Source organism: Polaribacter vadi (genome assembly GCF_001761365.1).
Taxonomy (GTDB): Bacteria; Bacteroidota; Bacteroidia; order Flavobacteriales; family Flavobacteriaceae; genus Polaribacter; species Polaribacter vadi.
The window spans coordinates 3025545-3048473 of record NZ_CP017477.1 but is presented as its reverse complement, the minus strand read 5'-3'; the positions used below and the strand labels follow the sequence as shown (position 1 = coordinate 3048473).

The following is a 22929-nucleotide window of genomic DNA, read 5'->3' as shown; positions in this document are numbered from 1 at the left end:
GTTTTTTAGTAAACTTAAACTAACATTCTTTAGATTTATTATAATTTGAAATTTATAAAATAATTTAGTTTTACTAAAAACAATTAAAAATAAGGATGTCACATTGAGCTTATTGAAATACAACAAAAAGTCTTCGACAAGCTCAGACTGACATTCGTTATTTTTACTACTATTTGAAAATAAAAGAATAATGTAGTTTTACTAAAACCCAATTAACAACTAACAATGTCACATTGAGCTTGTCGAAATGCGTACAAAGGTCTTCGACAAGCTCAGACTGACGTTCGTTAGATTCATTGTTATTGGAAAACAAGAAAATAATGTAGTTATATTTAAATCCAATTGAAACTCAAAAGGTCACATTGAGCTTGTCGAAATGCAACTGAGTGATTTTCCATAAGCTCAACTAATATATTTACATAAGTAATTTATCAAATCACATCAATTTAAAATAAAAAATGAGAGTCTATTATGTTTATATTTTACTTTGTTCTGATAAATCGTTTTACACAGGAATGACGAACGATTTAGAAAGAAGAATAATAGAACATAAGTCTGGTAAAAGTAAAGATTCTTATACAAGTTCTAGATTACCTTTAGAACTGAAATGGTATTTGGAATGTTCAGACCCTAGAGATGCAATTCAATATGAAAAGAAAATAAAAGGTTGGTCTAGAAGAAAAAAACAAGCTTTAATTGATGAAAATTGGGATGATTTAGTAAAGTTTTCTAAAAATTATACAGAAAATTTTAATTCTAGAATGTAGTTGAATCGTCTTCGACAAGCTCAGACTGACGTTCATTAGATTCATTGTAATTGGAAAACACGAAAATAATGTGGTTTTATTTAAATCCAGTTCAATCTCAAAATAACACATTGAGATTACCAAAGTGCAAAAAAGCGACTTAATAAGTCGCTTTTTTTTATTTCATATTTTTATTAGTTACATACAAACCGTAAATAACACATACTACTATTTTAACGCCAAAGAATGTTTTCCATTTTCCATCATTAAAGTTGGTTTCTGCAACTGCTGCAAAATCACCCGAAAAAATTTGACTCCAACTATTCCATAACAGAGAGAAAACAATAACGATGATAAAAAAAGGAATGGCAATTCTTGTAAAATTTCTCCAAAATTCTGGATGTTTTATTTTTTCTGTAAACTTCATTTATTTTAGTTTTTCATTATTATGATGACGATTATGATCGCGTTTTGTTTTAATATCTAACTTTTTATCAAAAGCATCTTGTAAGTTAATGCCTGTTTGATTTGCCAAACACAAAACTACAAACATAACATCTGCCAATTCTTCTCCTAAATCTTTATTTTTATCCGATTCTTTTTCACTTTGCTCTCCATAACGTCTTGCAATAATTCTGGCAACTTCGCCAACTTCTTCCGTTAATTGCGCCATATTTGTAAGCTCGTTAAAATAACGAACTCCGTGATTTTTTATCCAATCGTCTACTTGTTGTTGTGCGTTTTGTATGCTCATTTTATTTGATTAAAAATTCATAGAAATTCCAAAAGTTCTTGGAGTTACTTGTAAATCCCAAACTACTTTTTTCTGTTTTTTTACGGAGTTGTATTTTTCATCGTATTTAGTATCTAAAAAACGATCGATTGCTTCTACAATAAAAATGCTGATTGCTGTAGAAAACACAACATCTGAAACCCAATGAAAACGATCTATAATTCTGCTTAAACCAGGTATAGAACCTACTGTGTATAAACCAGCTTTTATCCACGGGTTATCAAATTGTTTCGCAATTGCATACGCATTTGTAAAACCTAACATTACATGACCTGATGGAAAAGAATCGTAGTTAAAAACTCTGTCTATATGAAAAGGATCAAATTTATCTTTACCAACATCTATTCTTGGTCTTGCTCTACCAATAATTCTTTTGGATACTTGTTGTAATAAACCAGCAGCAGATGCAGATGAAATTAATAAAACTCCAGTTCTTCTTAATTTAGGATCGTCTGTAAACAAACCTACTAAATAAACAGCACCAGTTAACTTGTAATTGTTGTTTGGACTTCCAATATCATTTCCATAATCTACCAACCAACGAGGCGTATGTCCACTCCAACCTTTTGCCCAATTATCTATATCGTCATCAACTGTGTAAAGAGCTACTGTACCAGCTGCAACATAACCAAAGTTTGCGAATTGTTTTTTTTTCCAATGTAAAGGTCTTGAATAAGCATAACCCATTCCACCAGCCATATTCCCTAAATCGTAGGTAAATTTTTGCCAAAAATTTCTGTTTGACTCTAAATTAAAAGAGATTTTTTCAGTTTGTGAAAAACTTGTACTCACACAAATGGTGAATAGAAAAATAACAAATACTTTTTTCATTAAATAAAATTGAAGCCCCAAAGATAAAGTTTCTAAAATAATTTGGTTTGTTTAGAGATATTATTTCTTTTAAGGTTGAAAATTATTCTTGTAAATTTTTAAGTAAAATCTTATTGCTAGAATGATAAAAAACCAATCTGAACAAAAGTTTTTAAGACGATAATAATTTAATTATATTTACTGAATAACTATAACAAAAAAATTATCTTATCCAGTTAAATTTACGGGATATGCTTAATAAAAGTTACTATATAAGGAGTTGTAAGCCATTTGAACAAAACAATATGAAAAAAATAGTTATACTAACATTTCTGATTTTTTTATCAATTAAAAGCTATTCACAATCGGATAAAGAATTGGTTTTAAAATCATTCGAGAATTATAAAAATGCTATTCTAACCGATAAAGGAAAGTTAGCAGCTGATTTTGTCGACAGTCGAACTATAAATTACTATTCAACTATTTTGGATAAAGTTAAAACGGCTGACTCATTGGAAGTGGATTCAATGGGAATAATAGACAAACTTACTGTATTGACTATGAGACATAGAGTGGCTAAAAATGATTTGCTAAATTTCAATGGTAAAGATTTAGTTGTTTACGCAATTGACAATGGAATGGTTGGAAAAAATAGTGTTGTAAATGCTGAATTAGGAAATGTAATTACAAACGGAGATTTTTCAAAAGCTGAATTTGTAGTTAATGGACAGAAAACACCTTTTTTCTTTCACTTTTATCGTGAAGACAAAGTATGGAGAATTGATATAACTCATTTATTTTCATTAGGAACAATGAGCTTTAAAAAAATGATTGATGATAGTGGAGAAACTGAAAATGACTTTATAACTAACATTCTAGAGGTTTTAACAGGAAAGAAACCGACAGAAAATATTTGGAAATCGGTAATCTAAAAAACGGCTTACAACAACGTGTATAATCAATTGCTGGTCTGTGTGTACTCGGAAAATCCTACGGATTTTCCTCTGGTTCGTTTTCTTTTAGTAACTTAGTTCCTGCCAACGCAACTAATCATACACAACACGTTAGCAATTATTACCAATCAAACTCTAAAAAATTGAAAGTTGAAAGTTGGAATAGAATAGGAAAGATTAAAAGTTATTTAATTTTATTTTTTTGCTTGGTAGAATTATTGCTGTTGAATTTTAAAAAGAATTCAGAACTAATGAATGAACATTATTTAGGAATCAGTTTTGTTGTTTTTATTTTCGTAATTTTATTTCTAACTGTTGTCTCTAAACTTTTGAGTTTATTCGGAATTAAATTCTTAAAACCAAATTGGAATGAAAATCCTATTTCTTTAAACTTATCTAAAAGTTTGAACTTCTTTCAGTTTGTAGGATATTGGTTTACTATTAGCGGAATAATTAACACTCTATTTGTTGGAGTTTTTTATCAAGAAATTGAAAAAGAAAGTATTATGAAATTTTCTTACGGAATAGCTTTGCTAATAGGAATTACATTAAGTTTAAAATGGTTGAATAAAAACGAACAATCAAGAACCACTATATAAAAATGATAGACAAATTTTTAAAAGCAAAACATTGGCAGTTATTCTTATTGACTTTTGGAATACCTATAATTTTTCAATTTATAATGATGGATTCTATGATCTCAAATATTGGAACTGAATCAAAGTCAGAACTCATAATGACATCTGACTATATGAATTTCTTTCCAATAATAGTGATTATATATATGGGAGTACTTTTTGGATGGTTTTGGTCTATATCAATAGGACTACAAACAAAAATACCTGGGAATATAAAAATGAAAACTAAAAAATTTAAAATATTTTTCTTCATTCCATTAGTTTATATATTTTTTATTTCCCTTTTCATTGGTGGAGTTTTTAGTGGAATAATGCTAAATGGAACTGAACCAAGTGTAGGATATGTTATTGGAATGATTGGAATAATTCTTCCACTTCATTTACTTTCTATGTTTGGAATATTTTACTCAATATATTTTGTTGCGAAAACACTCAAAACTGTAGAATTACAAAAAGAGGTGAATTTCGGAGATTTTGCGAGTGATTTTTTTATGCTATGGTTTTATTTTATTGGGATTTGGATTATACAACCTAAAATTAATAAAATAGCGAAAAACTAAAACACTATTACCAACATCAGAATATAACAAATAGAACTTAAACTTTTTCCAACAAATCAGCAATAAATTTTATACACTTATCACTCTAAAAAGCCAATTACCTCTTTATAAAAATCTTTTGGGTTTTCTGCATGCAACCAATGGCCTGCTTTTTTAATTTCTATAATTTTATTATTAGGAAAATGAGCATCAATCAACAAATGTTCTGAAGGAATTATATAATCAGATTTTTCTCCTTTTAAGAATAAGGTTTCTTTGGTAAAGGTTGTATTTTGTGGTAAAGGTTTGCCAACTTCTGGGTTATTTTCTGTGAGTGATTTTAAATTAAAACGAAAATCTAACACGCCTTTCTCTTTCCAATACACATTTTTTAATAAAAACTGACGCACACCCAATTCTGGAATTAATTCAGCCACTTTATCATCTACCAAACTTCTGGAATTCTGAATTGAAAAATCTACCGAATTTAAACCTGCTAAAATTGCATTATGATGTGGTGCATATTCTTTAGGCGAAATATCAACAATTATTAATTTATCAACCAAATCAGGATATTTTACAGCAAATAACATCGCTGTTTTCCCTCCCATGGAATGTCCTAACAAATAAATATTTCCTAATTGATGATGTTGAATATAGGCATACAAATCATCAACCAAAAGCTCGTAATTAAATTCATCTGAATGAAAACTACGTCCATGATTCCTTTGATCTATTAAATGAACTTGGTAATTTTCTGCAAACTGATTTCCTAAAGTTTTCCAATTATCACTCGAGCCAAAATAGCCGTGTAAAATTAATAGTGGTTTTCCTTCACCTGAAATTATAGAGTGTAAAATATTATTTTCTTTCATGTTTTGTTTTTTTACGCAGAGATTCGCAGAGGTTTCTTTTTGTAAACTTGATTAGAGTTTCACAGAGAAAACTCGAAAAGTATTTATTAAAATAAGTTTGTAAGACTATGATTACTATTTTTTTTAAAATGAAATATTATTTTTAATTAGCTTTTCCTGTTATCACCAAATAAACGATGATTAAACCAGTAATTACAAATCCAATTTTAAAACCTAATTGAAATTCTTTTTTATACTCTTTTAACAAACAAATAATCCAGTCTAAAATAAAAAAAACTATTATTATTTGCTAAAATATTTATTTATTAACCATATTGACTGCCAACTGAAGACTGCAAACTGAATATTGCCAACTGAAGACTGCAAACTGCCAACTGAATACTGCCAACTATTTCAAACGATGCAAATACATTTTTACAACATTTTCTAAACCTAAATACAAACTTTCAGCAATTAAAGCATGTCCGATTGAAACTTCTGCTAAATTGGGAATGTTTTCTTTAAAAAATTGGATATTCTCTAAACTTAAATCATGCCCAGCATTAATCCCCAAACCTAATTTGTGTGCTAAAATTGCAGCTTCTGTATATGGTTTTATAGCGTTTTTGTTTCCTTTATCAAACTCGCTAGCAAAATTTTCTGTGTATAATTCTATTCTGTCAGTTCCTGTTTTTGCTGCAGCTTCAATTAATTTTGCATCTGTATCAATAAAAATAGAGGTTCTGATATTATTTCTTTGAAATTCTTGAATTACTTCTTGTAAAAAAGATTGATGTTCAATAGTATTCCAACCCGCATTTGAGGTAATTGCATCTACAGCATCTGGCACTAAAGTTACTTGCGTTGGTTTTGTTTCTAAAACTAAATCCATAAAAGATTTAATAGGATTTCCTTCAATATTAAATTCGGTTCTTACTGAATATTTTAAATCGCGAGCATCTTGATATTTAATGTGTCGTTCATCTGGTCTTGGATGAATTGTAATTCCTTCTGCCCCAAAATCTTCAATATCATGAGCAACTTTTAACAGATTTGGCACATTACCACCTCTAGAATTTCTTAAAGTTGCAATTTTGTTAATATTTACACTTAACTTTGTCATTATTTAAAATTAAATTAGGTTAAACTGAAAATTTTCAGACATCAATTTAAAAGAATAGAAAAATTTAAATATCTTTCAGAAACTCGTGTCTTCAATTTTAATTTTTAACCTAAAATTAGGCTTCAAAGATAACCCATTTAATCATTTTATCCTATATTCGTAACGAATGAACATAAACGATTACATACTAGAAGAGATTAAAGCGCTAAAATTAAAGGACACTGTAAAAGATGCCCAAAGCTTGTTTAAAAATTACCCAATTACTCATTTTCCTGTTATTGAAAATGATAAACTATTAGGTTCTTTTGCTGAAGATGATTTACAAACTATTGAAAATAAAGAAGATGAATTAGTAAGTTATGCTCATTTATTAAATTCTTTTTTTGCTGATGAAAAAGCCACTGTTTTAGAATTATTAAAGATTTTTGCTGATAATGACACGAATGTAATTCCTGTTTTAAATAAAGAACGAAATTATATTGGGTATTATGATTTGCGTGATGTTTTAGATGTTTTTTCTACAAGTCCTTTTATGATTGAAGAAAGTGAAACTTTAATTATAGAAAAATTAGAGGAAGACTATTCTATGAGTGAAGTTACCCAAATTGTAGAAAGTAATGGAGGTAAATTGTTAGGTTTATATATTTCCGAAAGAAATGAAGGAGCTGCACAAATAACCTTAAAAATTGTATCCGAAGAAATAAACGAAATTATGCATACGTTTAGACGCTATGATTACAAAGTAATTTCTACGCACGAAAATGATATTTATTTAGAGGATTTAAAAAACAGATCTGAATATTTACAAAAATATCTTGAAATGTAACTGGGAAGTTGGAAGTTGGAAGTTGGAAGTTGGAAGTTGGAAGTTGGAAGTTGGAAGTTAAATAGTACAAAAATTAAAAAATACATTGAAAAAAGTTGCAATTTACGGTCAGTCTTATTCAATTTCTGCAGAGAAAGAAATGCAGATTTTACTAGAAGTTTTGAATAAAAATAATATTGTAAGTTTTATTGAAGATAAATTTTATGATTTATTAGTAGATGGCAATATTCTAGATAAAAAATACCCAACATTTTCTCACTTTTCCGATTTAAACAACTCTTTTGACGCCATGTTTACCCTTGGTGGAGATGGAACTATTTTAAGAGCTGTAACGTATATAAGAGATTTAAACATTCCTATTTTAGGGATTAATACTGGGAGATTAGGTTTTTTGGCTATCATCAATAAAAAAACCATTAAAGAAAGTATCAACCTAATTTTAAATGGAGAGTTTTCCATTCAAGAAAGAACGTTACTTTCTGTAAGAACATCACCTAAAACAGCTTCTTTTAAAGAACTAGATTTTGCGCTAAACGAGGTTACCATTGCTAGAAAAAACACAACTTCTATGATTGGCGTAAAAACCAGTTTAAACAACGAATACCTAACTAATTATTGGGCAGATGGTTTAATTATTGCAACACCCACAGGTTCTACAGGATATTCTTTAAGTTGTAATGGGCCAGTAATTTCGCCAGATTCTAAAAACTTTATAATAACGCCAATTGCACCTCATAATTTAAATGCAAGGCCTATGGTTATTTCTGATAAAACATCAATTCAATTAACTGTAGACTCTAGAGAAAAAGATTTTTTAATTTCTTTAGATTCCAGAATTACAACAGTACCAAAAAACACGGAGGTATTTATAGAAAAAGCGGCATTTACAATTCAAAGTATTATTCCTAAAAACCAATCTTTTTTGCAAACTTTACGTACTAAATTATTGTGGGGAGAAGATACAAGAAACGAAACCAACCTTTAACGTTTACATTACAATAAAACCCTTAATTAGTTGTTATTCAAAAAAGACTGAATATTAACTTTAAAAAGCAAATTGAAATACCTATATTTGCTCGCTATTTTTTAGGATGAAAAAAAGTATATTATTAATGATTTTTGTTTGCTTTTCTAATATTTTAGTAGGGCAAGTATATGAAGCAGGTATTTTTGTTGGAGGCTCCAATTTTGTTGGAGATGTTGGCAGAACCAACTATATTTATCCAAACGAAATTGCTGGAACTGTGTTTTTTAAATACAATCATAATCCAAGAATAGCATTTAGAGCTACCTATAGTTATTTACCTTTTTCAGGAAATGATGTAGATGCAGATACAGATTTTAAAAACGATAGAGGAATCAGTTTTACAAACACCATACACGAATTGGCAATAGGTTTAGAATATAATTTTTACGACTATGATTTATCTACACCAGGTAAAACATGGACTCCTTATATTACTATAGATTTGGCAGCATACAATTACGAATATATTGTTGCAGAACCACAACCTGACGAATTCTTGTACGACTCAAAAAACTCATTTACCATTCCTTTTGGAGTTGGTTTTAAATCGAAACTTATTGGGCCACTTGCATTTGCTGTTGAAACAAAGTTTCGTTATTCTTTAAACGACGATTTAGATTACACCACAGAGACAATCCCAAATTTAAATTTTGGTGGTAATAATAACGACTGGTATGTTTTTACTGGTGTATCTTTAATATATACCTTTGGAAGACCTGCTTGTTACACAACTGGATTTTAATTTATGGATAAAAAACTACAAATCGATTTACTAAAAACACCTAAACACGTTGCCATTATTATGGATGGTAATGGACGTTGGGCAAAAGGTAAAGGAATGAGTAGAATTTTTGGACACAGAAATGCCTTAACTGCTGTTAGAGAATCTGTAAAAGCAGCCTCTCAAGTAAATGTAGAAGCAATTACTTTATACGCTTTTTCTACCGAAAATTGGAACAGACCCAAATTAGAAGTAGATGCTTTAATGAGTCTTTTAATAAACTCATTAAAAAAAGAATTACCAGAATTTATGAAGGAAGGTGTAAAAGTGAACTCAATTGGTTCTATAGAATCACTTCCTAAAAAAGCACAAAGAGTTTTAAATGATGTTATTCTTGAAACAAAAAACAATACAGAAATTGTATTAACTTTTGCTTTAAGTTATGGTTCAAGAGAGGAAATTGTTAACGCAATCAAAAACATATCTAAAAAAGTTGTTAATAAAGAACTAGATTTAGAAAAAATAGATGAAAATACTATAAATAACCATTTATATACATTTAATTTGCCCGATGTTGATTTAATGATAAGAACTAGTGGAGAACAACGCATTAGTAATTTTCTATTATGGCAAATGGCATATGCTGAATTATATTTCACAGATATACTTTGGCCAGATTTTAGACAAGAACATTTCTATGATGCCATCATAGATTATCAGAACAGAGAAAGACGATTTGGAAAAACTAGCGAACAACTTACAGAGTAAAACTTACATGAAATTATTTTCTGCAACATTACTAGTGTTTTTTACACTATTCTTTACTCATAGTGCTAAAGCACAAACCGAAAAAGACTCTCTTTCAACTGCTTCATTTGAAAAAGATAAAGAATATATTTTAGGAGGAATTTCTGTTACTGGGTTAAAGAAATTTAGTGAAGAAACCGTAAAAGTATTTACAGGCTTAAGAAATGGGCAAGTCATAAAATTACCTGGTGATAAACTAACAAGTGCTATTAAAAAATTGTACGAAAGTAAGCAGTTTAGCAATGTAGATGTTTATTTAGCAAGATTAGATGGCAATACTGTGTATCTTCAGTTTGATGTACAAGAATTACCACAACTTAATAATATTGAAGTTGTTGGTATTAGAAAATCTAAAGCAAAAGAACTTTTAAAAGAAGCCGATTTAAAAATTGGAGCCATGGTTACTGACAACTTAAAAGTAACCACAACTAACTATTTTACTAAAAAATATACCGACAAAGGTTTTCTTAAAACTAAAGTTAATTTATATATTAAAAATGATACTTCTGATATTAACACTGTTAATATGAAAGTTTTTATTGATAAAGGTTCCAAGATAAAAGTTAAAAACATCTTTTTTAACGGAAACGAAGCTTTTTCAGATAAAAAACTTAGAAAAACTATGAAAAACACCAAAGAAAAATTTATTGGTCGTTTTTGGAAAGCATCAAAATATATAGAGGAAGATTATCAAGAAGATTTAGAAAATATTATAAAAGAATATAGTAGAGAAGGTTACAGAGATGCTCGTATTTTAAGCGAAGGTATTTCTTGGAATGATGATAATACTATCAATATAAATATCGATTTAGAAGAAGGAAGACAATACAGATTCTCTGAAATATTATTTGTTGGTAATAAAGAATATACTGATGAACAATTAAGAGGAATTTTAAGAATTGATAAAGGTGATGTTTATAATGGAGAAGTTCTTAAAGAACGTGTAAAAGGAGATGGTTCTCCAACTTCAGAAGATTTATCAACGATGTATCAAGATAGTGGTTTTTTATTCTCGCAAGTAAATGCTGTAGAAACAAAGGTTGAAAATGATTCTATTACTGTAGAAATTAGAATTAGAGAAGACGAAAAAGCTAGAATTAGAAAAGTAACTGTTTCTGGAAACGATAAAACAAATGACCACGTTATTTTTAGAGAACTACGTGTAAAACCAGGAGATTTATTTAGTAGAAGTAATATTATTAGATCTATTAGAGAAATTGGTCAATTAGGTTTCTTTGACCAAAATGTATCTCCAGATGTAATTCCAGATTATCAAAATAAAACTGCAGATATCGATTTTACAGTAATAGAAAAAGGTGGAAGCCAGATAGAATTACAAGGTGGTTATGGTGGAGGTTCTTTTATTGGTACTTTAGGTTTATCTTTTAACAACTTTTCTATAAGAAATATTTTTAACAAAGAAGCGTATGCTCCATTACCAATGGGAGATGGTCAAAACTTATCTTTACGTTTACAAACAAGTAGAACATTTAGTACATATAGTTTTTCTTTTACAGAGCCTTGGTTAGGTGGAAAAACACCACAATCATTATCATTTTCTATTTATTCTTCGAATCAATATCAACTTAACCCACAGACTTATGATGTTGATAGAAGTAGAAGTTTAGGGATTGTTGGAGCTTCTGTTGGTTTAGGAAAACGTTTAAAATGGCCAGATGATTATTTCCAATTATCACAAACAGTAAGTTACCAAAGTTTTAAATTAAACAATTACGGTTTTAACGTTGGTGGAAATGTTTTAAGTAATGGTACTTTAAACAACTTAGCTTATAATGCAACACTTTCAAGAAATTCTGCAGGACCAAGTTTAATTTTCCCAACATATGGATCTGAATTTTCTATTGGAGTTAAAGCAACTTTTCCTTATTCTTTAGTAAATGACAAAGATTATAGTATTCCAGATGGATTATCACAAGCTGAAACAAGTGCTGCAATTGCTGATAAATATAAATGGTTAGAATATTATAAATTAAGCGCAAAAGGAAAATGGTACACTGCCTTTACAGATAAATTGGTATTAATGACCAATGCTGAAATGGGTTATTTAGGTTTTTATAATGATGCTGTTGGTTTATCACCTTTTGAAAGATACTTTGTTGGTGGAGATGGAATTGCCGTTTTTCAATTAGATGGTAGAGAAGTTATAGGTTTAAGAGGATATGAAAATAACAGATTATCGCCTTTAGAAGGTGGTTCCATTTATAATAAATTTCAGTTAGAACTAAGATATTCTATAACAGATGCACCTTCTGCTTCTATTTATACTTTAGGTTTTTTAGAAGCTGGAAACTCTTATGACAATTTTGATACATTTAATCCGTTTGAATTAAAACGTTCAGCTGGAGTTGGTGTTAGAATATTTATGCCTGCATTCGGTTTATTAGGGATAGATTTTGCTCATGGTTTTGATCCTTTACCTGGTTTAACAGAAAAGTCTGGCTGGCAAACACATTTTATTATCGGAAGACAATTCTAGAAAAACTGTACATTTGTAATGTCAAAAGTTTTTTTGGCACGGTTTTTTCTAAATACATTATACAAATGAAAAATTTATTTTTATTTATAGTTCTTTTATTTACGGTATCAACTTCTTGGTCGCAAAGAGGTCAAATTATTGCTTATATAGATATGGAGTATATTCTAGAAAATGTTCCTGAATATATACAAGCACAAAATACGTTAGATTCTAAAGTTGCTAAATGGAGAAAAAATTTAGATGAACAAGCGCGATTCATCGAAGTTTTAAAAACGGATTTAGCAAATGAGAAAGCAATTTTAACAAAAGACTTAATTGAAGAAAAAGAAGAAGAAATTACAATTAAACAAGAAGAGTTAAGAAGATTAGAATCTTTGTATTTTGGACCTAATGGAGATATGTTCTTGGTAAGAAAACAATTGGTAAAACCAATACAAGACCAAGTTTACAACGCAATTCAAAGTATTGCTGCTAGAAAAAAATACGATTTTGTTTTTGAAAAATCAAGTGATTTAGTCATGCTTTATTCAAATAAAAAATACGATATTAGCGACCTTGTTTTATCAACAATAGACAGAACAAGATTATCAGAAGAAAAAAAGCAAGCACAAGAAGAGCGAAGAAATCAAACAACGAATGCTCCAACAAAACAACTATCTGAAGAACAAAAAGAATTATTAGCTAAAAAAACAGCTGACAAAGAAGCCCAAGTAGAAGAAAGTAAAAATAGACAGATAGAAGCTGTAAAAAAGAAAGTTGCAGCACAAGAAGCTCAAAAAAAGCAATTAGAAGAAAAAAAGAAAGCTCGATTAAAACAAAGAGAGGAAAAAAGAGAGCTGTTAAGAAAGAAAAAAGAAGAAGCTAGAAAAAAGAAAGAAGAAGAGCAGAAAAAGAAAGAACAAAAACAAGAAGATAATTAACAAAAGTCAAGATTAATAATTAAATTAAAAACAAGAATGAAAAATTTTAAAACGTTACTATTAATTGCTGTATTTACTTTAGGACTAGGTGGTGTTGCAAATGCACAAAAGATGGGTCATATAGACTTTGAAAAGCTAGTAGCTGAAATGCCGCAAACAAAAAAGTTAAAGCAGGATATGGAAAAGTTAGGTAAAACTTACCAAGAAGAAGTTGAAGGAATGGCTAAAAAATTAGATGCCAAAATGAAAAAATACCAAGCTGAACAAAATGCTCAAACTAAAGAAATTAACGAAATAAGAGCACAAGAAGTTCAACAAGAAAATGCTAGATATGAGCAGTTAAGACAAACTGCATACCAAGACATGCAGAAAAAACAAGCAGAAGGTTTACAGCCAATCATAGAAACTGCACAAAAAGCAATCGATGATGTTGCTGCTTCTAAAAGCATTTTATATGTATTAGACTCTTCAATGGGTAAGGGTTTATTAGTAAGCAAAGGAGAAGATCTTTTTGCAGCTGTTAAAGCTAAATTAGGATTCTAAAAAAACACATTTTAAATGTATTTGAAAACCTACTTTTTTAAGTAGGTTTTTTTATTTTTACACGTATATGAAATCAACTAATTTTCCTATTGGTATTTTTGATTCTGGGATTGGTGGCACTTCTATTTGGAAAGAAATTACAGCTCTTTTACCAAATGAAAATACCATATATCTTTCCGATAGTAAAAATGCACCTTATGGAGAAAAGACCAAACAGGAAATTATTAATTTATCTATAAAAAACACAGAGTTTCTATTAAAACAAAATTGTAAACTAATTGTAGTTGCTTGTAATACTGCTACTACAAACGCTATTCAGTTTTTAAGAGAAAAATATAACGTTCCATTTATAGGTATAGAACCTGCTATAAAACCAGCTTCTTTAAAAACTAGAACCAATAAAATTGGTATTCTAGCCACAAAAGGGACTTTAAATAGTGAATTATTTGAAAAAACCTCTAGTACAATCAACAAACAAATTACTGTTAAGGAAACTATTGGAACTGGTTTAGTTGAACTCATAGAAGATGGTAAAATAGATTCTAATGAAATGAAAAACTTGCTTTCATTGTATCTTAACCCATTGATAAATGAAGGTGTAGATTGTTTGGTTTTAGGATGCACTCATTATCCATATTTAATTCCACAAATAAGAGAAATTGTAGGTAATAAAATGGAAATTATTGATTCTGGACAAGCAGTTGCAAAACAAACTAAGGTTGTTTTAGAAAAAAATCAACTGTTAAAAACTGATGCCATAAAAGGTAAACATCAATTTTACATCAATAAAAATAAAGATGTTTTAGCAATGATGATTTCAGAAAATAGTAATCTTATCAATATTGATGAAAAAGACTTTTAAAATCCACCAAAAGCAGCATTAATATTAGGACAAGCAGCAGCTCTAGGCTCTCTAGTCCATAAATTGATTCCAACAGTTACTTGATGAAAACCAGTCGTTGTTAAAACTGTTTCATTCATTTGATTTGTGTAGGTATAAGAAAACAATAAATTCTGATAATTTAAACCAATAATTGGCGATATAAATTGCGCGTTTTCGATAGCATTTGCATCAAAACCTCTTCTATAAGACAAAGCTGCCCATAATTGAGATTTAGAGAAATTCTTATATGCTTTTATATTAAAATCGGCAATTCTTTGTCCTGTTCCTTCTCTAAACTGTAGCATTAAAGATGGCTCAAATTGAATTGGTAAATCCTGTCCAAAATAATAACCTGCAGAAAATATATAGTTTCTTAAATCTAAAGGCTCTTGAACGTTTAGATTATTTTTTGCAGTAAGTAATAAATTTTTAACGGTAAAATAAGATGAAAAACCACCTAAGTGATAAGCCATACTAAAATCTGCATTATAATAACTAGTACTTTCTACAATAGAAGCAACAGCAGCATCTCCAGTAAAAGATCTTTGATCAGATTGATTTTGAACAAACGTAAAAGCCAAGCCAAATGAAAGTTGATTAAAAACTCTACCATCGCTCATTTGCAAATGATAAGCATAACTTCCCTGAACCCCTTTTTGTGAATGAAATCCGTTTTTGTCATTAAACAACACAAAACCAAAACCTGCATTCGAATATTCACTAAATTTTGAATGAAAACTTAAGGTTTGTAAAGCTGGTGCATTCGGAATTCCTGCCCATTGTTGTCTTGCTGTAAATCGTAGTTTGCTAGAATTACCAATACCAGCTGCAGAAGGGTGTACTAAATAAACGTTGTCAGAAAGATAATCTTGATAAATAGGTAACGTTTCTTGAGAAACACCTTTTAATGAAAAAAGAAGTAGAAACAGCATAGAAATTCTAGAGTACAATAACTTCATTAAAAATAAATTAATTTTGAGTTTCAAATATATAGATTTAAAAAGAATAATTTCTTTTTAAGGTAAAGTTTTAACACAGTAAAAAACGAATAAATTACTGTTTTGGTATAAAGTATTCTAATTTTTGATTTTTAGAAACTTAAGTAAAAACAGAAAACTATTTATAGCTCAATTCATAAAGATTAGTTTTACTATATTTGATTTTATTGTTTGCTATTAAGCAATAAAGTTATCAACCAAAAAAATGTGATTTTAATTCATAAAAAACTTATGTTTTATCTGATGAAACTATCATAAAAAGCAGCATGAAATTTAGAGCCTCCCCCATTCATTTTAAATTTAGGAATAAGATCACTTTTGTAAGCATTGTTCTTGTATTCGGTTTTCTTTTAAATCTTTATTCTAATAAAATTAATTTTTCTTTTTTAGCTAATTTTTTAGCACCAACAGCAACAATTAGTTCAGATAAAACAAATGGTTGCGTTGATATAGAATCAGATATAATTTTCACAGGTTCTGGTGGCACTGCTCCTTATACTTTTACCTACCAAATAAATAATGATGCAGAAGCAACCATAAAATCAACAAATGGAAATTTAGCAACTTTAAAATATAAAAATGCAGCTGCTGGAGCTTATATTTTTAAATTGATAAAAGTAGAAGATAATGCATCTACTTCACAAGCAATTTCAGGTCAAGAAATTACAATTAGTATCAATGAAAAACCAACTGTAGCGTTTGATTTTGATAAAAACGAAGCTTGTTCTGGAGAAACGATTCAATTTAATGTTACTACTGAAACTGGTGAAGCACCATTTACATATCTCTGGAATTTTGGTGACGGAAATTCATCAACTGAAAAAAACCCAACTCATGCATATACTTCTCTAGGCTGTGGAATTATTGACTATGGTGTAAGTTTAATTATTACAGATAAAAATGGTTGTACAAATAGCTTTGCCAAACAAATATTAGTAAAAGAAAAACCAGAAATTGCATTTAGAGATCAAAAAACTAGAGAAAGTGTTTTTACAAATTGTGGTAACATTTCATCTACTAGTAGTTCAAATTATGAGGTATTCGTTGAAAAAATATCAAATACTACATGTATTGACTCTTATTTTATAGATTGGGGAGATGGTTCTACAACTGCAGCAGCTAGTTTTCCTGCAACTCATACGTATACAAGTGTTGGTGTTTTTGATATGAAAATTAAAGCAACTGGAGATAATGGTTGTAGTAACGAGGTTTCATATCAAGTAAAAAATGTTAGTAATCCTGCAGGAGGTTTTGAAAGTCCTGGAAATACAAGCAACTTATGTTTACCAACAGATAATTTAAATTTTGGAATTTCAAATTGGGGTTTAAATTCATCTGACACCATGTATTTTGTAGATTTTGGAGATGGTGTTATAGAAACATACACACAAGCAGAACTAATTGCTTCCTCTTCTTATGATGCTGCTAATCCTGCTAATTCATCTAAATTTCTCACACCTCATTCTTATAATAGAGGAAGCTGTTCTGAAATGAATGGTCAGTTTGTTGCAACCTTAACTATACAAAATGCTTGCTCATCTACACCTTTTACAATATCTAATATTACAGTTTTAGAATCTTCAGTAGCAGAATTTGATGCTCCAGAAAGTAGTTGTATCAACACTAATATTTTGTTTGATAACCTTTCTATTATAGGTGATGAATCTAGCTGTTTAAAAAATGCTGACATTACTTGGAACTTTGGAGATGGAACTGTAAGAAATTTATTATCTGTAAAAACTGCTGAAGATATACAACATACCTATACACAACCTGGTAATTACACTGTTTCTTTGTCAATAATAAGTAAATGTGGTACAGATGTTTTTACCAAAGATATTTGTATAGAGCCAGAAATTACTCCAACATTTTCTGTAAATACAGATGCTGGTTGTATTCCTTTAAATGTAATTACTACAAATACAACAGATCAAAGTGAATTATGTAGCACTCCAACGTATTTATGGGCTGTAACATATGCTGCAGATAATTGTGGTACTGTAGAAGGTTTTTCTTTTACAAACGGAACTGATGAAACCTCAGAAAATCCAGAATTTATATTTACTACTTCTGGAAAATATGAACTTACCAAAACAACAACTACAAGTTGTGGAGAAGAAACAGTTTCAAAAATTATCGACGTAAAAAAACCACCGACTGCAGCTATAAATCCTATTGATGATTTTTGTGGACAAACAACTATAAATCCTATTGCAGTCGTAGAAAATTGTACTTCTGACACAAGCAATATTACGTATAATTGGACTTTTGTTGGTGGAACTCCTGCAAATTCGACATCTTTAAATCCTGGAGATATTACATATAATACTGCTGGTGTTTATGAAGTTTCTTTAGAAGTTACAAGCGAATGTGGCGTTTCTAACACAGCAACACAAACCTTCGAAATTTTCGAAAAACCAATTCTTACCAATACCAATTTAATACAAGAAATTTGTTCGGGTCAAAGTACTGCAGAAATTACAATAGCATCCAATAATCCAACTGTAAATTATGCTTGGATTGCAAATGCAGGTGCAAATATTACTGGTTTTATAGCCAATGGAAACTCCAACATCATTCCTGCACAGACATTAATTAATAATGGAACTACTCCTGAACAAGTTACCTATACTGCAACTGCAACATCTGGTGTTTGTGAAAGTGACGCACTTGAATTTATAATTACCGTAAATCCTTCTCCAGAAATTTCTACACAACCAACTTCTTCTGAAATTTGTTTAAATGGAACTGCAACGCTTTTAGAAGTTGCTTATCAAAAAGGAACAGGAACTCCAACTTATCAATGGTTTTCAAATACTATTGATGTAAATTCTGGTGGAAATCCAATTGCTGGCGAAACAACAGCTTCTTACAATCCTCCAACAAATGTGTTGGGAGAAACTTTTTATTATGTAGAAATTTCTTTTTCTTCTGGTGGATGTTCATTTATAGTTTCAAACACAGCAAACGTGCATATAAAACCTCAAATAACTGTAGATGCTGTAGCTGCTCCACAAACAATTTGTGTAAACGGAACTGTAAGCGAGTTTGAAGTTTCTTTTTCTGGTGGTACAGGAAATGCAAGTTATCAATGGTATTCTAATGCTACAAATTCAAATTCTGGAGGAATAGAAATTCCTGGAGCCACAAACAAAACATATACTCCAAATGCATTTACAACTGCTGGAAATTTCTATTTTTATGCAGAAATTTCTTTAGATGGAAATGGTTGTTCATCAGCTTCTAGTGACGCTTTTGAAATAAATGTATTGACGAATCCTGTAATTGATTCCCAACCAATTGCCACTCAAGAATTGTGTCAAAGTGTAACTCCAACTGATTTAACTATAACAGCTTCTGGTGGTTCAACCTCTGACAAAACATATCAATGGTTTATCAATAATACGAATTCTACAACTGGTGGAACTGCAATTACTGGTGCAAATAGTAATACGTATACGCCAATAACTACTAATGTTGGTACTTTTTATTATTATGCAGTTGTTTCTCAACCTGAATCTGGTTGTAGTGTTACAAGTGATATTTCTGAATTAATCGTTAATGATGCTCCCAATATTATAACACATCCTATTTCATCTGAAATATGTTTAAATGGTTCTGCAACAACTTTAGAAGTTGCGTATCAAAATGGAACAGGAACTCCAAATTACCAATGGTTTTCCAATACAGTTGATGCAAATTCTGGTGGAAATCCAATTACTGGTGAAACAACAAATTCTTATAATCCTCCAACAAATTCGGTGGGTGAAACATTTTATTATGTAGAAATTTCTTTTGCAACTGGTGGTTGTTCACTCATTATTTCTGAAACAGCAAGCATACATGTGCAACCTCAAATAACTGTAAATTCAATAACTCCTACACAAAGTATTTGTATTGATGGAACTGCAAATGAATTAGAAGTTTCTTTTTCTGGAGGAGCAGGAAATGCTACTTATAAATGGTTTTCGAACACAACAAATACAAATGCTGGAGGAACAGAAATTATAGGCACTACAAATAATACGTTTACTCCAAATGCTTTTGCAACTGCTGGAACTTTTTATTTTTATGCAGAAATCTCTTTAGATGGAAATGGTTGTTCATCTGCATTCAGTGATGTTTTTGAAATAAATGTACTTGCTGATCCAATTATCGATAGTCAACCAATTGTAGCACAAGAATTGTGTAAAAACGCAATTCCTACTGATTTAGCTGTTTCAGTTTCTGGTGGTACAACTTCCACTAAAACATATCAATGGTTTATCAATAATACAAATTCTACGACAGGTGGAACTGCAATTGCTGGTGCAAATAGTGATACGTATACGCCAATAACTACAAATGTTGGAACTTTTTATTATTATTCAGTTGTTTCTCAACCTGAATCTGGTTGTAGTGTTACAAGTGATATTTCTGAATTGATCATCAATGACGCTCCAAATTTTGTTACACAACCTATTTCTTATGAAATTTGTTTAAATAAACCTGTAACTCCTTTACAAGTAACGTATCAAAATGGAATAGGAACTCCTGCTTATCAATGGTTTTCGAATACAGTTGATGCAAATTCTGGTGGAACTGAAATTACTGGAGAAACAGCAGCTTCTTATAATCCACCTACAAATACTCTTGGAGAAATTTATTATTATGTAGAAATTTCTTTTTCTTCTGGTGGATGTTCGAAAATTATTTCTGATACTGCCAAAATAAGTGTTAGTGAAATTCCTGTAATTAGTGATGCAGCAATTACAGTTTATAGTGAAGCTACTTTTGTATTTAATCCAACTACTGTACTAGGAAATATAGTTCCTGCTGATACAAAATATACATGGTCTGCTCCTACTTATAGTCCTGCAGGCTCAATTCTTGGAACATCAGCAGCAAATACACAAGATGTAATTAGTCAAACTTTAGAAAATACTGGAACAACTCCAATAATAGTAACCTATATAATTACGCCTGCAACTACAAAATGTGCTGGAGACACTTTTGTATTAGAAATTACTGTAAACCCAAGCATGAACTCCAATGCTGTAGTTACTAACATCAGTTGTTTTGAAGCTAATGATGGAATTATTGCTACAAATATTGATGGAGGAATTCCTTTTACAACTGGCAATCCTTATCTAATTTCTTGGAGTGGTCCAAATGGATTTACATCAACAGAAACAACAATTACTAATTTAGAAATTGGTACTTATACTTTGAGAATTGAAGATTCCACAGGTTTTTTTAAAATTGAACAATGGATGGTAACACAACCCGATATTTTATCAATTGTAAAAAATACAGAAAGAAATATTTCTTGTTTTCAAGGAAATGATGGAACTCTAGAAGTAACCATTTCTGGAGGAACAGCTCCTTATACCTATAATTGGACAACTACAAATGGAAGTGGAATTGTGCCAAACCAAAAAAATCAAAATACATTAACAGCAGGAAGTTATGCTTTAGAGGTTGTAGATCAAAATAACTGTACAATCATAACCAATTTTGTGCTTACGCAACCAGATGGATTGAACGTAACTGTAAATCCTACAAAAGAAATTTTGTGTTTTGGTGATGCTGCTGGTGAAATTGAAATTAATGTTTCTGGAGGAACTAAAGTAGAAATTTCTTCTGGTGTTTTTGATTATTTATACAGTTGGTCTGGTCCAAATGGATTTGTAAGTGCTTCTAAAAACATTAACAATTTAGTTTCTGGAACATACACAGTTAACGTTACAGACGATTTAGGATGTACAACAAGTACAGATGTGATCATTAATCAAGCAACAGAAATTAAAATAGATGTTACCAAAATTGATGTTACTTGTTATGGAAAAGCAGATGGTGCCATCGATTTAACTGTAACTGGAGGTAAAGAACCTTATCAAATTTCTTGGAGTAATTTAGGAAACGGATTATCACAATCTAATTTAACTGCAGATACGTATACAGCAACAATTACAGATGCTAATAATTGTGTAAAACAGACAACTATTACAATTACACAACCTATCTTTTTTATAGATCCTGTTGTAAAACCAATTTCTTGTAATGGCGAAAGTGATGCTTCAATCGATTTAAATTTAATGGGTGGAGTTGCACCTATTTCAGTTATTTGGAGTGATGATGCAAGTGCAGGAGTTCAAAGAAATAATCTTGCTGCAGGCACATACACTGTTACAATTTTAGATAGTGATATAAATCAATGTCCTATTGAAAAAACTTTTATAATTACAAATCCACCAGCAATTGCAGTTTCTACTGTTGTTATAAATGCAGAAGATTGTGATATTGCAAATAGTGGCAGCATAAATTTAGATGTTTCTGGAGGAACTGCTCCTTATACTTTTTTATGGAATACCAATGCAACCACTGAAGATTTAAATAATATTCCACAAGGAGATTATTCAGTAATTATTACAGATGCAAATGGTTGTAGTTTAGAAAGACAATTTAATATTTTTAGACAAGAACCTTTATCTATTACATTTACAGAAACCACGCTAACAGATTGCGATTTAAAAACCGTAAATAAACAAACAAAAGCAAATGTAACTGGTGGGTATTTACCATATACATATACTTGGTCTGCAGGAAATGTCTCAGCAACAGATACTAGTATGATGGTTACTGATCAAATTGGTTCTTATTCTTTAACAGTTACTGATAACAAAGGTTGTACAGCAACTAAATCTTTTTCAATTGATATAACAGCTATTGGAGATACAGAATTTAATTATAGTGCCTTTTCATTAAGTACTTATGATTTTTTATCAGTAGAAGATCCAATACAATTTACGAATCTTACAACTGGAGATTATACTAATTTACAATGGGATTTTGGTGATGGAAGTCCACCAACTAATGAAGAAAATCCTGTGCATACTTATGATCAAGTTGGCACTTTTACGATTGCTTTAACAGCAGAATTTACTGCTGGTTGTGTTGAAACTTTTACGCGAATTGTAGAAATTACCAAAGGTTATAAATTAGTAAACCCAACTGCATTTACGCCAAATGGAGATGGTTATAACGAAACTATAAGACCTTCTCACAGAGGTTTTACAAGTTTAAATATGATTATTTACGATACTTGGGGAACCACAATTTATACTGAAGAAGGTTTAGATTTAAAAGGTTGGAATGGCTTTACAAACGAGAAACCTGCTGAAAATGGCAATTATGTAATGCTTGTAAAAGGCATTACCTTTTTTGGAAAGGAAATTATAATAAGTTCACCTGTAACACTTTTAAAATAAG

Annotated in this window: 19 protein-coding genes; 13 read left to right on the top strand and 6 right to left on the bottom strand. The window is 30.0% G+C overall.

Annotated elements, in window-relative coordinates:
• Nucleotides 1-458: 458 nt before the first annotated feature.
• Nucleotides 459-767: a GIY-YIG nuclease family protein gene (locus LPB03_RS13190; RefSeq protein WP_065320057.1), complete on the top strand. Its 309-nt coding sequence runs from the start codon at nucleotides 459-461 to the stop codon at nucleotides 765-767.
• Between the two features lie 157 nt (nucleotides 768-924).
• On the opposite strand, the gene LPB03_RS13185 is transcribed toward LPB03_RS13190, so the two are convergent.
• From LPB03_RS13185 to LPB03_RS13175, 3 genes are read right to left on the bottom strand one after another with little or no spacing between them, the layout of a single operon-like run.
• Complete coding sequence (locus LPB03_RS13185; RefSeq protein ID WP_065320056.1) at nucleotides 925-1173, bottom strand: hypothetical protein; 249 nt, start codon at nucleotides 1171-1173, stop codon at nucleotides 925-927.
• Nucleotides 1174-1500, bottom strand: coding sequence for a nucleotide pyrophosphohydrolase (locus LPB03_RS13180; RefSeq protein ID WP_065320055.1), 327 nt, complete (start codon nucleotides 1498-1500; stop codon nucleotides 1174-1176).
• 9 nt (nucleotides 1501-1509) lie between these two features.
• The gene (locus LPB03_RS13175; RefSeq protein WP_065320054.1) at nucleotides 1510-2370 is read right to left on the bottom strand and encodes a phosphatase PAP2 family protein; all 861 of its coding nucleotides are present in this window, start codon (nucleotides 2368-2370) and stop codon (nucleotides 1510-1512) included.
• A 284-nt stretch (nucleotides 2371-2654) separates the two neighbouring features.
• Here LPB03_RS13175 and LPB03_RS13170 point away from each other — a divergent pair, with 284 nt between their 5' ends.
• From LPB03_RS13170 to LPB03_RS13160, 3 genes are all read left to right on the top strand, one after another.
• Complete coding sequence (locus LPB03_RS13170; RefSeq protein ID WP_065320053.1) at nucleotides 2655-3281, top strand: hypothetical protein; 627 nt, start codon at nucleotides 2655-2657, stop codon at nucleotides 3279-3281.
• A gap of 272 nt (nucleotides 3282-3553) precedes the next feature.
• A complete protein-coding gene (locus LPB03_RS13165) occupies nucleotides 3554-3901 on the top strand; it encodes a hypothetical protein (RefSeq protein WP_139058988.1) in 348 nt (115 codons plus the stop codon).
• Between the two features lie 2 nt (nucleotides 3902-3903).
• On the top strand, nucleotides 3904-4500 hold the full coding sequence (locus LPB03_RS13160) for a hypothetical protein (protein ID WP_065320051.1): 597 nt from the start codon (nucleotides 3904-3906) through the stop codon (nucleotides 4498-4500).
• A gap of 80 nt (nucleotides 4501-4580) precedes the next feature.
• On the opposite strand, the gene LPB03_RS13155 is transcribed toward LPB03_RS13160, so the two are convergent.
• Nucleotides 4581-5354 carry an alpha/beta fold hydrolase gene (locus LPB03_RS13155; protein ID WP_065320050.1) on the bottom strand — a complete coding sequence of 258 codons (774 nt, stop codon included), beginning with the start codon at nucleotides 5352-5354 and terminating at the stop codon, nucleotides 4581-4583.
• Between the two features lie 388 nt (nucleotides 5355-5742).
• Entirely contained in the window at nucleotides 5743-6456 is a 714-nt protein-coding gene (locus LPB03_RS13150; protein ID WP_065320049.1) for a pyridoxine 5'-phosphate synthase, read from the bottom strand.
• A 166-nt stretch (nucleotides 6457-6622) separates the two neighbouring features.
• Between LPB03_RS13150 and LPB03_RS13145 the strand changes: the two genes are divergently transcribed.
• The 8 genes from LPB03_RS13145 to murI all read left to right on the top strand — a co-directional run bounded on the left by LPB03_RS13145 (nucleotide 6623) and on the right by murI (nucleotide 14659).
• A complete protein-coding gene (locus LPB03_RS13145; RefSeq protein WP_065320048.1) occupies nucleotides 6623-7282 on the top strand; it encodes a CBS domain-containing protein in 660 nt (219 codons plus the stop codon).
• An 85-nt stretch (nucleotides 7283-7367) separates the two neighbouring features.
• On the top strand, nucleotides 7368-8267 hold the full coding sequence (locus LPB03_RS13140; RefSeq protein ID WP_170324230.1) for an NAD kinase: 900 nt from the start codon (nucleotides 7368-7370) through the stop codon (nucleotides 8265-8267).
• Between the two features lie 106 nt (nucleotides 8268-8373).
• Nucleotides 8374-9051: a type IX secretion system protein PorG gene (porG, locus tag LPB03_RS13135; protein ID WP_083187270.1), complete on the top strand. Its 678-nt coding sequence runs from the start codon at nucleotides 8374-8376 to the stop codon at nucleotides 9049-9051.
• 3 nt (nucleotides 9052-9054) lie between these two features.
• The gene (uppS, locus tag LPB03_RS13130; protein WP_065320045.1) at nucleotides 9055-9798 is read left to right on the top strand and encodes an undecaprenyl pyrophosphate synthase; all 744 of its coding nucleotides are present in this window, start codon (nucleotides 9055-9057) and stop codon (nucleotides 9796-9798) included.
• Nucleotides 9799-9805: 7 nt separating this feature from the next.
• Nucleotides 9806-12334, top strand: a complete 2529-nt coding sequence (gene bamA, locus LPB03_RS13125) for an outer membrane protein assembly factor BamA (RefSeq protein ID WP_065320044.1) — start codon at nucleotides 9806-9808, stop codon at nucleotides 12332-12334.
• Between the two features lie 65 nt (nucleotides 12335-12399).
• Nucleotides 12400-13254, top strand: coding sequence for an OmpH/Skp family outer membrane protein (locus LPB03_RS13120; RefSeq protein ID WP_065320043.1), 855 nt, complete (start codon nucleotides 12400-12402; stop codon nucleotides 13252-13254).
• 36 nt (nucleotides 13255-13290) lie between these two features.
• Nucleotides 13291-13797, top strand: a complete 507-nt coding sequence (locus LPB03_RS13115) for an OmpH/Skp family outer membrane protein (RefSeq protein WP_065320042.1) — start codon at nucleotides 13291-13293, stop codon at nucleotides 13795-13797.
• A gap of 67 nt (nucleotides 13798-13864) precedes the next feature.
• Complete coding sequence (murI, locus tag LPB03_RS13110) at nucleotides 13865-14659, top strand: glutamate racemase (RefSeq protein ID WP_065320041.1); 795 nt, start codon at nucleotides 13865-13867, stop codon at nucleotides 14657-14659.
• Here the strand turns inward: murI and LPB03_RS13105 are convergent.
• The gene (locus tag LPB03_RS13105; protein ID WP_083187267.1) at nucleotides 14656-15639 is read right to left on the bottom strand and encodes a PorP/SprF family type IX secretion system membrane protein; all 984 of its coding nucleotides are present in this window, start codon (nucleotides 15637-15639) and stop codon (nucleotides 14656-14658) included. The genes murI and LPB03_RS13105 overlap by 4 nt on opposite strands.
• A gap of 305 nt (nucleotides 15640-15944) precedes the next feature.
• On the opposite strand from LPB03_RS13105, the gene LPB03_RS13100 reads away from it, so the two are divergent.
• The gene (locus tag LPB03_RS13100; RefSeq protein ID WP_065320040.1) at nucleotides 15945-22928 is read left to right on the top strand and encodes a PKD domain-containing protein; all 6984 of its coding nucleotides are present in this window, start codon (nucleotides 15945-15947) and stop codon (nucleotides 22926-22928) included.
• The last annotated feature ends 1 nt before the right edge of the window (nucleotide 22929 follow it).

Excerpts from the sequence above, each read along its gene's own strand:
- LPB03_RS13180 (WP_065320055.1), bottom strand. The coding sequence starts at position 1,500 with ATGAGCATACAAAACGCACAACAACAAGTAGACGATTGGATAAAAAAT.
- LPB03_RS13170 (WP_065320053.1), top strand. The coding sequence starts at position 2,655 with ATGAAAAAAATAGTTATACTAACATTTCTGATTTTTTTATCAATTAAA.
- bamA (WP_065320044.1), top strand. The coding sequence starts at position 9,806 with ATGAAATTATTTTCTGCAACATTACTAGTGTTTTTTACACTATTCTTT.
- LPB03_RS13185 (WP_065320056.1), bottom strand. The coding sequence starts at position 1,173 with ATGAAGTTTACAGAAAAAATAAAACATCCAGAATTTTGGAGAAATTTT.
- LPB03_RS13105 (WP_083187267.1), bottom strand. The coding sequence starts at position 15,639 with ATGAAGTTATTGTACTCTAGAATTTCTATGCTGTTTCTACTTCTTTTT.
- murI (WP_065320041.1), top strand. The coding sequence starts at position 13,865 with ATGAAATCAACTAATTTTCCTATTGGTATTTTTGATTCTGGGATTGGT.
- uppS (WP_065320045.1), top strand. The coding sequence starts at position 9,055 with ATGGATAAAAAACTACAAATCGATTTACTAAAAACACCTAAACACGTT.
- LPB03_RS13155 (WP_065320050.1), bottom strand. The coding sequence starts at position 5,354 with ATGAAAGAAAATAATATTTTACACTCTATAATTTCAGGTGAAGGAAAA.
- LPB03_RS13160 (WP_065320051.1), top strand. The coding sequence starts at position 3,904 with ATGATAGACAAATTTTTAAAAGCAAAACATTGGCAGTTATTCTTATTG.
- LPB03_RS13165 (WP_139058988.1), top strand. The coding sequence starts at position 3,554 with ATGAATGAACATTATTTAGGAATCAGTTTTGTTGTTTTTATTTTCGTA.
- LPB03_RS13145 (WP_065320048.1), top strand. The coding sequence starts at position 6,623 with ATGAACATAAACGATTACATACTAGAAGAGATTAAAGCGCTAAAATTA.
- LPB03_RS13115 (WP_065320042.1), top strand. The coding sequence starts at position 13,291 with ATGAAAAATTTTAAAACGTTACTATTAATTGCTGTATTTACTTTAGGA.
- LPB03_RS13175 (WP_065320054.1), bottom strand. The coding sequence starts at position 2,370 with ATGAAAAAAGTATTTGTTATTTTTCTATTCACCATTTGTGTGAGTACA.
- porG (WP_083187270.1), top strand. The coding sequence starts at position 8,374 with ATGAAAAAAAGTATATTATTAATGATTTTTGTTTGCTTTTCTAATATT.
- LPB03_RS13150 (WP_065320049.1), bottom strand. The coding sequence starts at position 6,456 with ATGACAAAGTTAAGTGTAAATATTAACAAAATTGCAACTTTAAGAAAT.
- LPB03_RS13120 (WP_065320043.1), top strand. The coding sequence starts at position 12,400 with ATGAAAAATTTATTTTTATTTATAGTTCTTTTATTTACGGTATCAACT.
- LPB03_RS13190 (WP_065320057.1), top strand. The coding sequence starts at position 459 with ATGAGAGTCTATTATGTTTATATTTTACTTTGTTCTGATAAATCGTTT.
- LPB03_RS13100 (WP_065320040.1), top strand. The coding sequence starts at position 15,945 with ATGAAATTTAGAGCCTCCCCCATTCATTTTAAATTTAGGAATAAGATC.